Here is a 13,186-nt window from a genome sequence, read left to right as displayed (position 1 = left end):
CCCGCACGCTAGCACGGAGCGGGGACCTCGCCAACCCGCTTTGCGCGGGACAAAAAATGCGCTGTGGCAGGTAATGGAGCATTGCATCGAATTACGATCATTGCGCATTGTCCGGACCGCTGAAAGCATTGCCGGGAAGGTCTTGCACGCATTCCGCCGAAGCCTCTACTGTCGGGCTCGCCGACCGGACAGCATGTGGATCAGTCCGGTTCCGGCGCAGGGGACGACCGCCCGGGGCGGCGGAAGACGGAGGGCGGCTTCGTGAGTGCCGAAACGGCGGTTGCGGCGGAAAACCCGGCGGTGTTCGATTTGGCCGATCCGGCCACCCATGCCGATTCCGACCTGTCCGGGATGTGGCGTTATCTGCGCGATTGCGAACCGGTTTACCGGCATTCCGAAACGGCGCACGGCCCGGAATTCTGGGTGATCACCCGGCATGCCGATGTGCAGGCGGTGTACAAGGACAACATCCGGTTCACGTCCGAACGCGGCAATCTGCTCACCACTTTGCTGCGCGGCGGCGACACCGCGGCCGGGAAAATGCTCGCGGTCACCGACGGACCGCGGCAGCGGGAACTGCGCGCGGTGCTGCTGAAGGCGTTCTCGCCGCGGGTGCTCGAACGGGTCTCCGGGCAGGTGCGCCGGTCCACCCGGCGGGCAGTGCGGGCCGCGGTGCGGCGCGGCACGTTCGATTTCGCCGGCGAGGTGGCCGACCGGATCCCGATGACCACCATCTGCGATCTGCTCGGCGTGCCCGAGGCCGACCGGCCGCATCTGCTCCGCCTGAACAAATCCGCGCTCAGTTCCGACGACGCGGACGAAACGTTCAGCGACGCATGGGCGGCGCGGAACGAGATCCTGATGTATTTCGCCGAGCTGGCCGAGCTGCGCCGCGAAAACCCGGAGGACGACGTGATCAGCGCGCTCGCCACCGGCAGCATCGGCAATCGCGCGCTCACCGTGCACGAGATCATCTTCAACTGCTACAGCCTGGTCATCGGCGGCGACGAAACCGCGCGGCTGTCCATGTGCACCGCGGTGCAGGCACTCAGCGAGCACAAAGACCAGTGGCGCGCGCTGCGCGAGGGCGCGGTGGCGAAGGAAACCGCGGTCGAGGAGGTGCTCCGCTGGGCGACGCCGGCCATGCACTTCGGCCGGGTCGCCCTCGAAGACGTGGTGCTGCACGACCGCACCATCGCCGCGGGCGACATCGTGACGGTGTGGAACTGCTCGGCGAACCGGGACGAGCGGGTGTTCGACCGGCCCGAGGTGTTCGATCTGGCCCGCCAGCCCAACAAACACGTCACGTTCGGGTTCGGCCCGCACTTCTGCCTCGGGTCCTATCTGGCCCGGGTGGAGATGTCCGCCCTGCTCGGCGCGCTGGCCGAGTTCGCCGCGGACATCGACGTGGCCGGGCCGGTGACGCGAGTGCGCTCCAACTTCCTCAGCGGTCCGAGCAGGCTGCCGGTCGCGGCCGTCCCGGCCGCGACCGCCGACGAGCTGGACTCGGCGCTGTGAGCGACGTCGCGGACCTTTACCCGCTTTCCCCGCTGCAGCAAGGATTGCTGTTCCACACCGTCTCCGACGACCGCGGCGGGATGTACGTGGAACAGGTCGCGTTCCGGGTCGAAGGCCCCTTCGACCCGGATGCTTTCGCCCGCGCGTGGCAGCGCGTGGTCGACCGGCACCCGGCGCTGCGCACCTCGTTCCTGTGGCAGAAGCTGGACGAGCCGGTTCAGGTGGTGCACCGCGAGGCGCGGCTCGACGTCGTAGTGGAGGATTGGCGCGGCGCGAGCGACGCCGAGCGCGAGCAGCGGCTGGAGGAGTTCCTGCGCGCCGACCACACCCGCGGGTTCGACGTGGCGCGGGCTCCGCTGCTGCGCATCGCACTGATCCGGCTCGCCGAGAGCGCGTGGGAAATCGTCTGCAGCAACCACCACCTGATCTTCGACGGATGGTCCCGGGCAAGGCTGCTGCGCGAAGTGATGGCGTACTACTCGGCGGTGCCCGGTGCCGAGGTCCGCCTTCCGCCGGTCCGGCCGTTCCGCGATTACGTCGGCTGGCTGCAGGCCCGGGACGACCAGGCGGCCGAGCAGACCTGGCGCGACGCGCTCCGCGGGTTCGCCGCCCCGACCCCGCTGCCGGCCGGGCCCGCGAACCCCGGCTCGGCGGGATCGGCGAGCGCTGTCGTCGAGCTGGACGAGGAAGCGACAGCGGCGCTGCAGCGGATGTGCCGGGAGCACGGGCTCACTGCGAGCACGGTCGTGCAGGCCGCCTGGGGGCTGCTGCTGGGCAAGCACAGCGGTTCCGACGACGTGGTGTTCGGCGTGACGGTGGCCGGGCGTCCGCCGCAACTGCCCGGCTCCGAGGACATGATCGGGCTGTTCATCAACACCGTTCCGGTGCGCGTGCGCTGGTCGCACGGTCAGCCAGTCGGCGAGTGGCTTCCGCAGCTGCAGCGCTCGGTCGCCGAGCTGCGGCAGCACGAACACACGCCGCTGGCGCGGATCTGGGCGTGGAGCGAAGTGCCCGGCGGGGTCGCGCTGTTCGACAGCCTGGTGGTCTTCGAGAACTACCCGCTCGGCGACGACTCCGTGCGCGGCGAATCGGACCCGGTGGTGCGCGACGTGCGGGTCGCCGAGCAGACCGACGTGCCATTGACCCTGGTCGCGGCCCCGGGCGACCGGTTCAGCCTCCGCCTGCTGTACGCCACCGACCGGTACGACGCGCCGACCGCCGCCGACCTGCTCGGTCAGCTCGCCCGGCTGCTGGCCGGCATGGCCGCCGATCCGGCCCGCCCGGTGGCCCGGCTGCCCTTGGTGTCCACAGTGGACGAGGCGGAGCTGGTCCGGCGGTGGAACCCGGAGGCCGGCGAACTGGCCGCACCGACGCCGCTGGTGACCCGCTTCCAGGAGCAGGCCCGGACGCGGCCGGACGCGATCGCCGTCGTGTGGGGCGAGGAACAGCTGAGCTATCGCGCGGTGCTGCGACGCGCGTCCGGTCTCGCGGAACGTCTGCGGTCCGCGGGCGTCGGCCCGGAGAAGCTGGTCGGCGTGCTGTCGGAGCGCGGGCCGCAGCAGGTGATCGCGGTACTGGCCTGCCAGCTCGCCGGCGGCGCGTACCTGCCGCTGGACCCGGCTTACCCGGCCGACCGGATCGCGTACCTGGTGGCCGACAGCCGGACGCCGATCGTCGTCACCACCGCGGACCTGGCCGCGCGGGTGCCTGCCGGACCCGCGGTCGTCGTCCTGGACGAGCGTGCGGCCGAACCGGCCGACGTGCCGGTGGACCCGGCGCAGCTGGCGTACGTGATCTACACGTCGGGTTCCACCGGACAGCCCAAGGGCGTGCTGGTGCCGCACGGCAACGCGGCCCGGCTGTTCGACGCGACCCAATGCTGGACCGGGTTCGGCGCGGACGACATCTGGAGCCTGTTCCACTCGATCGCCTTCGACTTCTCCGTGTGGGAGCTGTGGGGCGCGCTGGCACACGGCGGCCGGCTGGTGCTGGTGGACGAACCGACCCGGCGCTCGCCGGACGACTTCGCGGAACTCCTTGCCGAGCAAGCGGTCACCGTGCTGAACCAGACACCTTCGGCATTCCTGCCGCTGGCCTCCCGCGCCGGCGAACTGCCCGCCCTGCACACGGTGATCTTCGGCGGCGAGGCGCTGTCCGCCGGACAACTCGCCGGCTGGGCCGGCCGCACCGGGTTGCGCCGGCCGCGGCTGGTGAACATGTACGGCATCACCGAGACGACCGTGCACGTGACCCAGCACCGGGTCGCCGAGGCCGATCTGCGGCCCGGGGCGGGCTCGGCGATCGGCAGGCCGATTGCGGACCTGCGCGTGTACCTCCTGGACGACGATCTGCGCCCGGTGCCCGCCGGCGTGGCCGGCGAGCTTTACGTCGGCGGCGCCGGGCCCGCCCGCGGATACCTCGGCCGGTCCGGGCTCACCGCGGAGCGCTTCCTGCCGGACCCGCACGCGCACGGCGCGCCGGGCGCCCGGATGTACCGCACCGGCGACCTGGCTCGGGCGCTGCCCGACGGCACGTTCGTCTACCTCGGGCGCAGCGACAGCCAGGTGCAGGTCCGCGGGCACCGCGTCGAGCCGGGCGAGATCGAATCCGCGCTGCGCGCCCACCCGGACGTGACCGCCGCACACGTGCTGCTGCGCGACGAGAGGCTGGCCGCGTACCTGGTCACCACCGGCGAGATCGCCGACATCCGCGAACACGTGGCCGGGTCCCTGCCGAGCTACCTGCACCCCGCGCACTACGTGGTTGTCGGCGCGTTCCCGTTGACCGCGCACGGCAAGATCGACGATGCCGCTTTGCCGGCGCCGTCCGGCGACCGCGTTCAGTCCGGTGCCGAGTACGCCGCGCCGGACACCCCCGCCGAACGGGCGCTCGCCGAGATCTGGCAGGACATCCTGGGGCTGGACGCGGTCGGCGTGCACGACAATTTCTTCGCACTGGGCGGAGATTCGATCCTGAGCATGCGGATCGCGGCCCGGGCGATGCAGGCCGGGCTGCGGATCAATCCGCGGCAGTTGTTCGAGCACCAGACCGTGGCCGAACTGGCGACGGCGGCCGGCTCCGAAACAGCCGAACCCGCGGTGGCAGAGCCCGATCCGACCGGCCCGATCCCGCTGACGCCGATCCAGTCCTGGTTCTTCGCCGCGGAACGGCCCGCTCCGCATCACTTCAACCAAGCGTTCGTCATGCGGCTCGACCAGCCCGCGGACCCCGACGCGCTGCGAGCCGCGCTCGTGCACCTGACCTCGAAGCACGCAGCGCTGCGGCTCAGTTTCGAGCGACGCCCCGACGGCCGGTGGCAGCAGCGGATCGCTGAGCCCGCCGAGCATCCCGAGCTTCTGCGCTGCGTCGACCTCTCCGCGAGCGCCGAGCCGGTCCGCGCGTTCGAGGAGATCGCGACTGAGACGCAGACTTCGCTCGCCCTGGACGACGGCCTCCTGTTGCGCGCGGTGCATGTCAGCCTCGGCGACGACGGCGAGCGGCTGCTGCTGGTCGTCCACCACCTGGGAGTGGACGGCGTTTCGTGGCGTGTCCTGCTGGCTGACCTCGCGGCGGCCTACGCCGAGATCTCCCGCGGCCGAAAGCCGCCAGCCGGCGCGTCCGGCACTTCCTTCGCTGCCTGGGCGACTCGGCTGGCCGAGTACGCGGAGTCGGACGAACTCGCCGCGGAAATCCCGTTCTGGCACGACATGCTCCGCGCCGCGAACGCGTCGCTGCCCGTCGATTTCCCCAGCGCCGGACCGCACCCGGCCGGCACGGCGGCAACTGTGACCCGGTCGCTGAACCGGCGGCAGACCCGCTCCCTCCTGCACGCCGGGTCTGCCCGGGTGCGGCCCGTCGAGGTCCTGCTCGCCGCCCTGGGCCAGACCCTGGGGGAGTGGTCCGGCCGCGACCGCGTGGTAGTGGACACCGAGGGACACGGCCGCGAGACGCGCTGGGCCGGTGTCGACCTGACCGGCACTGTCGGGTGGTTCACCAGCCTTTACCCGCTCGAGTTGTCCGCGGGCGACGCGGTTTCGGCGCTGCGGCACGCGAAAGCCCGGCTCCGGTCGGTGCCGGACGGCGGCATCGGGCACCAGTTGCTCGCCTACGGCCGGGGCGTCCGTTTCGGGGCGGCCGAACGCGACTTCCTGTTCAACTACCTCGGCCAGTTCGACGAGAACCCGGAGAACGGCGCCGGCTGGCGGCTGTCCGGCGAACCGGCCGGAGTGCCGCAGGACGACCGCGCGCCGCGCCGGTATGCGCTGGAAGTGACCGCCGCCGTCGCGAACGGCAAGCTCCAGGTCCGCTGGACTTACAGCCCCGGCCGGCACCGCGAAGCCACCGTGGCCCGGCTGGCGGGCCGCTTTCTCGATTGCGTCGCGCAGTTCGCGGGCGTCGCGGAGGACGCCGCGCTGGCGACCCCGCAGGATTTCCCGCTCGCGACGGTAACCCAGGACGCGGTGGACCGGTTCGCCGCGTTGCCCGGCGGTCTCGAAGACCTGTACCCGTTGTCGCCCATGCAGCAAGGGATGTTGTTCCACCTGCTGTACGCGCCGGAGGGCGGCGTGAACGTCGAGCAGGTGACCTGCCGGCTCACCGGCGACCTCGACGTGCCGTCGCTGCGTTCGGCGTGGGCGGCGGTGGTGGCGAGCCACCCGGTGCTGCGCACTTCGTTCCACTGGCGCGACGGCGATTCCCCGCTGCAAGCGGTGCACCGCACGGCGGAAGTGCCGTGGCGGGAGCTGGACTGGCGAGGCCGGACGGCCGCGGAACAACGCGACGCGCTGGCGGATCTGCTGCGCGCGGACCGGGCCGAGCGGTTCCGCCCGGAAACCGCGCCGCTGATGCGGCTGACGCTGGTCCGCACCGGCGAGGACACCCGCGAGCTGATCTGGACCCACCACCATCTCCTGCTGGACGGATGGTCGCTGGCCCGGGTGTTCCAGGAAGTCCTCGCGTTCCACCGGGCCGCGCTGACCGGCACTGAGTTCGTCCCGGCGCCGGCCCGGCCGTACCGCGACTACCTCGGCTGGCTCGCCGAGCGCGATTCGGCGCAAGCGGAAGCCTTCTGGCGCAAGGAATTCGGCGACATCAGCGCGCCGACACCGTTGCCGGCCGAACCGGGCGAGCCGGTGCCGGGCGCCGGGTCCGCCACCGAGATCGCGCATTTGACCGCCGAGCAGACTGCCGCCGTGCAGGACTTCGGCCGGTCCAACCAGGTTACGCTCGGCACCCTGGTGCACGCCGCTTGGGCGCTGGTGCTGCACCGGCACAGCATGGAACCCGAAGTGGTGTTCGGCACCGTCGTGGCCGGCAGGCCCGCGGACTTGTCCGGAGCCGAGGGCATGGTCGGGCAGTTCATCAACACCCAGCCGGTGCGGCTCGCGGTCGAGCCGGACCGGGAAGCGCTGGACTGGCTGCACGACGTGCAGCGCGCGCTCGCCGACGCCCGCCAGTTCGAGTTCACCCCCCTGGTGGAGATCCACGGCGTCAGCGCGGCTCCCCGGGACCAGCCGTTGTTCGAGTCGGTGCTGGTGTTCGAGAACTACCTGGTCGAGCAACTGCCGGAAGCCGCGGCGGCGCGTCCCGCCGGGATGCCTGCGGTGGACTGGTTGCAGGGGCACGAGCAGACCAACTACCCGCTGACGCTGATCTCGGCGCCCGGCGAGCAGGTCCGGCTCCAGTTGCTCTACGACGGCGACCGCTACCGTCCGCAGACCGCACGGCGGGTGCTCGACCAAGTCCGCACCGCGCTGGCAGCGCTGGCGGACAATCCGCGGCGCACACTCGCGGACCTGCCGGTGCTGGCCGAGGACGAGGTCCGGCAGGTCCTGGTCGACTGGAACGACACCGCGGTGCCGTTCCGGCTGGACCTGACTTTCCCGCAGCTGTTCCAGGCACAAGCGGCGCGTACTCCGGACGCGCTCGCCGTGGCCGACGACGACCGTGAGCTGACCTACGCCGAACTGGCCGCGGCCGCCGCAGGCCTCGCGCACCGCTTGCGGGGCCTCGGTGTCGAGCCGGAGACCAGGGTCGCCCTGTGCCTGGACCGCTCGGTCGACCTGATCGTCGCGATCCTCGCGGTGTGGCAGGCCGGCGGCGCGTATCTCCCGGTGGACACCGCGCTTTCCGCGCAGCGCATCGCCTTCATGCTCGACGACGCCCGCGCGGCGGTCGTGGTCACCACCAGCGCGGCTCGCGCCGCCCTTCCGCCGACGGACGCACAGGTCGTCTGCGTCGACGCTGACCAGCCCAGCGCGGTACAGCCGCCGGACCCGCGGACCGGGCCGGACCATCTCGCGTACGTCATCTATACCTCCGGCTCCACCGGCAGGCCCAAGGGGGCGATGGTCGAGCAGCGCGGGATGGTCAACCACTTGCTCGCGAAGGTCCGCGCCCTCGGCCTTTCCTCGGACGACACGGTGGCTGCCACCGCGTCGCCGTCCTTCGACATTTCGGTGTGGCAGTTCTTCTCGGCGCTGCTGGTCGGCGGCAGCGTGCGGGTGTTCGCCGATCCGGTAGCCCACGATCCGGTGCGGCTGATGGCCGAGACCGCCCGCCGGGACGTGACGATTCTCGAAGTGGTGCCCTCGATGCTCCGTGCGATCGAGGCGTCCGAGACACCCGGGGAGCTGCCTGCGCTGCGGTGGCTGCTGCTGACCGGCGAGGCGCTGCCCGCCGACCTCTGCCGGACCTGGCTCGCCCGGCATCCGCGGATTCCGCTGCTCAACGCCTACGGTCCGACGGAATGCTCCGATGACGTCACGCACCACGTCATCGCGGCCCCGCCCGCCGCGGACGCTTCCGGAGTGCCGATCGGGACGCCGTTGCCGAACACGCGGCTGTACGTCCTGGACAACCGGCAGCGTCCGGTGCCGCTCGGCGCGCCCGGCGAATTGTGCGTGGGCGGCAGCGGAGTGGGCCGCGGGTATGCCGGACGGCCTGGCCGCACCGCGTCGTCGTTCGTGCCGGACCCGTTCGGGCCGCCGGGCACGCGGCTTTACCGCACCGGCGACCTGGTGCGCGCAGCGGTGGACGGCACGCTGGAATTCCTCGGCCGCATCGACCATCAGGTGAAGCTGCGCGGCTTCCGGATCGAACTCGGCGAAATCGAGGCGGTCCTGCACCGGCACCCGGCCGTGCGCGACGCGGTCGTCCTGCTCCGCGAGGACGTGCCGGGCAACCAGCAGCTCGTCGCGTACGCGGTGACCGGCTCCGCCGACCGGGACCTCCTGGCGCACTGCGCGGAGCACCTGCCCGGGTACATGGTGCCGTCGGCGTTCGTCCGGCTGGACGCGCTTCCGTTGACCCCCAACGGGAAACTGGACCGCCGCGCGCTCCCGCCTGCCGCCGGGGCCGCCGCGACCGCCGAGGCGGACCGGCCGCGACCCGGCATGGAGGAGCTGGTCGCCACCGTCTGGTCGGGCGTCCTCGGCCGCACGGACGTGAGTCGCCAGTCGGCGTTCTTCGCGCTGGGCGGGCATTCGCTCTCGGCGATGCGGGTGATCGCCCGCCTGTCTGCCTTGGTGCACGCGGAGCTCCCGCTCCGCGCCTTGTTCGACAACCCGACGCTCGCCGACTTCGCTCGGTTCGTCGAGCGTGCGCGGCTGGCGGACGACTCGGCGCCGGCGCTCGCCCCGGTCCCGCGCACTAGCGTCCTTCCGCTTTCCTTCGCACAGCAGCGTCTTTGGTTCCTCGACCGATGGGCGCCCGGAAGCTCGGCGTACAACCTGCCGATGGCAGTGCGCCTCACCGGCGACCTCGACGTCACTGCACTGGCCGACGCCGTGCGGAACGTCGTGCGCCGCCACGAATCCTTGCGCACCACGTTCTCCAGCGACGACGGCACGCCGTACCAGGTGATCGCCAAGATGCCGGAGGTCCGGCTGCCAGTGGTCGACCTGCGCGAACTCGACCGGGCGGACGCGCTCGCGCAGGCCCGGGCGCTGGCGAGGCGGGACGCCCGCGCGCCGTTCGACCTCGAAACCGGCCCGCTGCTGCGGACGGCGCTGGTGCGGCTGGCCGAAGACGCCCACGTCCTCCTGCTGAACCTGCACCACATCGTCAGCGACGGCTGGTCGTCCGGCGTGCTGGTCGCGGAGCTGAGCGAGAGCTACACCGCGGCGGTCGAACACCGGCCCGCGGTGCTGCCGGAACTGCCGGTGCAGTACCCGGATTTCGCGGTGTGGCAACGCGAACTGCTCAGCGGCGAGCGGCTGGAACGCGAGCTCGCGCAATGGCGGGAGAAGCTGGCCGGCGCGCCCGGGCTGCTTGCGCTGCCCACCGACCGGCCGCGGCCGGCGGTGCAGACCCACCGGGGCGCGAACCTCGCGGTCGACCTGCCCGCGCGGGTGGCGGCGGCCGCCCGGGAACTGGGCAGTGCGGAAGGCGCGACCGTCTTCATGGTCCTGTTCGCCGCCTTCGCGACCGTGCTGTCGGGCTACAGCGGCCAGCATGACTTGCTGATCGGCACCCCGATCGCCAACCGCTCGCGGCCTGAACTGGAGCCGCTGATCGGATTCTTCGCCAACACCCTGGTGCTGCGTGCCGACCTGACGGGCGCGCCCACCGGCCGGGAACTGCTCGCCAGGGTGCGCGAGACCACCGTGGACGCCTACACCCGGCAGGACGTGCCGTTCGAGCTGCTGGTCGACGCGGTGCAGCCGGAGCGCTCGCCGAGCCACAGCCCCTTGGTTCAGGTGTTGTTCGTGCTGCAGAACGCGCCGGCGGGCGGTGCGCCGTGGCCAGGACTGGAAATCAGCGCGCTGCACGACCAGCCGGCCGGTGACACCGCACGCTTCGACCTGACCCTCTCGGTGCGCGAATCCGCCGAAGGGCTGCACGCCAACGTCGAATACAACACCGACCTCTTCGACCAGGCGACGATCCGCCGCCTGATGCGCTCGTACGAAAGCGTGCTGGGGGCGCTGGCCGAGGACCCCGACCGGCGGGTGCCGGACCTGCCGTTGCTGCCCGCACCGGAACTCGCCGCGCAGGCCGTGCTCGCCGGTCCCGCCGCCGAACTGCCGGAGACCACCCTGGCCGCGCTGGTGCGCGCGCAAGCGGAGCGAACACCCGACGCGATCGCGGTGTCCTCGGCCGGGCGCGAGCTGACCTACCGGGCCTTGCGCACCAAGGCCGAGCGGCTGGCCCAGCGGTTGCGCGCGTCCGGGATCGGCCCGGAGGACCGGGTCGGCGTCTGCCTGGACCGGTCGCCGGAGCTCGTCGTCGCCGTGCTCGGCGTTCTGTTCGCCGCTGCCGCCTACCTGCCGCTCGATCCGGAGCACCCGGCGGAACGGCTCGCGTCGCTGCTGGCCGACAGTGCGGTCGCGGCGCTGGTCACCGACCAGGCGGTCGTGCCGGACATCGAAACGGTGCATCCGGGCGAGGGAGCCGATCCGCGAGGCGGACCGGAGGCGGTGCCGGACAATCTCGCTTACGTCATCTACACCTCGGGCTCGACGGGGCGGCCCAAGGCGGCGATGAACACTCACCGCGCGATCGTCAACCGGTTGCAGTGGATGCAGGACACCTACCGCCTCGACGGCGACGACCGGGTGCTGCAGAAAACGCCGGCGACTTTCGACGTGTCGGTGTGGGAGTTCTTCTGGCCGCTGCTGACCGGTGCGCGGCTGGTGCTCGCCGCGCCCGGAGGACACCGAGACCCGCGTTATCTGGCGGAGCTGACCGACGAACAAGCCGTCACCACGGCGCATTTCGTGCCGGCCATGCTCTCGGCGTTCGTCGAAACGCCCGAATCCGCCCGCGCGAGTTCCCTGCGCCGGCTGATCGCCAGCGGAGAGGCGCTGCCCGCGGAGGTCGTCCGGGCGGTCGCGGCGAGGTTGCCCGGCGTGCCCTTGCACAACCTGTACGGGCCGACCGAAGCCGCGGTCGACGTGACGCACTGGCCGTGCCCGCCGGACCCGATCGGCGCCGTGCCGCTCGGCGCGCCGGTGGCCAACACGCGGATCCACGTGCTGGACCGTTTCCTGCGGCCGGTGCCTGCCGGGGTTCCCGGCGAGCTGTGCATCGGCGGCGTGCAAGTCGGCCGCGGTTACCACGGCCGGCCGGGCCTGACCGCCGAGCGCTTCGTGCCCGACCCGGCCGGGACGTCCGGCTCCCGGCTGTACCGCACCGGCGACCAGGTGCGACTGCGCTCCGACGGGGTGCTCGAATTCCTCGGCAGGCTCGACCACCAGGTCAAGATCCGCGGCCTGCGCATCGAGCCCGGCGAAGTGGACGCGGTGCTCGAGGCGCATCCGGACGTCCGGGCAGCGGTCACCGTCGTGCACGGAACCGGCGACCAGGCGCGCCTGGTCGGATACGTCGTCACGGAGTCCGAAGTGGACGATGCGGGGCTGCGGTCGCACTGCGCTCGCACGCTGCCCGCCTACCTGGTGCCTGCCGTGTTCGTGCGGCTCACGGAATTCCCGTTGTCGCCCAACGGGAAGATCGACCGGAAAGCGCTTCGGCCGGTGGACGGCGACGAACTCGGCGGAGTTCCTTACCGGGTGCCCGCGACGCCCTCCGAGGAGAGGGTCGCGAAGGTGTGGCAGGTCGTGCTCGGCGTGCCCGAGGTCGGCGCGGACGACAATTTCTTCGCGCTCGGCGGCCATTCGTTGCTGGCGACCCGCGTGCACGCCCGGCTCCGCGCCGAATTCCAGTCCGACCTGCCACTGCGGGCGCTGTTCGAGCTGCCGACCGTGGCCGCGCTGGCCGCCGAGCTCGACCGCCGGTCCGCGGCCGGGCCCGCGGCGGACGCGGGCGCGATCCGGGCGGTGGGCCGCGACGGCTACCGCCGCCGGAAATCCGAACTCCGAATGCCGCGCGCGACCGCCCCGGCAGCGCAGCCCAGAGGGGGAGATGCGGGATGACCGACCTGCCCGGCACCGCCGAGCTGACTTACGGGAGCTACCTCGAACTGGACGCCCTGCTGCGGCTCCAGCGCCCGGTGAGCGAACCCGAGCACCCGGACGAACTGCACTTCATCGTCACCCACCAGGCGATGGAGCTGTGGTTCAAGGTGATGATCCACGAGCTGTACCGGGTTCTGCCCTGCCTGGCCGACCGGCAGTGGGCGCGTGCGGTCACCAGGATGCGCCGGGTCAACGAGATCTTCGCCGCCCAGACCGCGCAGATGCAGACGTTGAACACGCTGGAGCCGAGCGCCTTCCTGCAGTTCCGGCACGCGCTCGGCACCGCGAGCGGATTCCAGTCGGTGCAGTTCCGGGTGCTCGAGGTGCTGGTCGGTTTGCGCGAGCCGGGTTACCTGGCCCAGCTCGCCTCGGCCAGCAGCGGCGTGCTGCCGTCCGACGTGAGCGCCGCGCTCGCCGTGCCGAGCCTCGCCGAAGTGGCCGTCGGGGTGCCGCGCGCGGCTGGCGCCGAGGACTGGCAGGCGGTGTACGCGGAACCGGAGCGGCATGCCGCGCTGGTGCTGCTCGGCGAGGAACTGCTTGACCACGACCGGATGTGGCTGCGCTGGCGGCACGAGCACCTGTGCCTGGTCGAACGGATCATCGGCAGGCTGGTGCGCGGCACCGGCGGCGGATCGTCCGGCTATCTCGAAGGCCGGGCCGCGCAGCGGGTTTTCCCGTTCCTGTGGGACCTGCGGCGGCAGCTGACGTTGGCCACCGAAAAGAACACCGTGAAAGAACCGCGCCGCTGAGCG

At 71.9% G+C, this 13,186-nt stretch carries 3 protein-coding genes; all 3 read left to right on the top strand.

The window, feature by feature from the left end:
- Positions 1-261: 261 nt before the first annotated feature.
- Genes FKO37_RS28320 through FKO37_RS28310 form a run of 3 tightly spaced genes read left to right on the top strand, consistent with a single transcriptional unit; the run spans position 262 to position 13,183 of the window.
- Positions 262-1,518, top strand: coding sequence for a cytochrome P450 (locus tag FKO37_RS28320; protein WP_238606458.1), 1,257 nt, complete (start codon positions 262-264; stop codon positions 1,516-1,518).
- The gene (locus tag FKO37_RS47620) at positions 1,515-12,392 is read left to right on the top strand and encodes a non-ribosomal peptide synthetase (RefSeq protein WP_238606457.1); all 10,878 of its coding nucleotides are present in this window, start codon (positions 1,515-1,517) and stop codon (positions 12,390-12,392) included. Before FKO37_RS28320 ends, FKO37_RS47620 begins: the two co-directional genes overlap by 4 nt.
- Positions 12,389-13,183 carry a tryptophan 2,3-dioxygenase family protein gene (locus tag FKO37_RS28310; protein ID WP_134662795.1) on the top strand — a complete coding sequence of 265 codons (795 nt, stop codon included), beginning with the start codon at positions 12,389-12,391 and terminating at the stop codon, positions 13,181-13,183. The genes FKO37_RS47620 and FKO37_RS28310 overlap by 4 nt, the downstream gene beginning before the upstream one ends.
- Positions 13,184-13,186 lie beyond the last annotated feature (3 nt).

Origin of the sequence: Amycolatopsis sp. Poz14, assembly GCF_006704225.1 — a bacterium.
In the GTDB taxonomy this organism is placed as follows: Bacteria; Actinomycetota; Actinomycetes; order Mycobacteriales; family Pseudonocardiaceae; genus Amycolatopsis; species Amycolatopsis nivea.
This window is presented reverse-complemented; position numbering and strand designations above follow the sequence as displayed.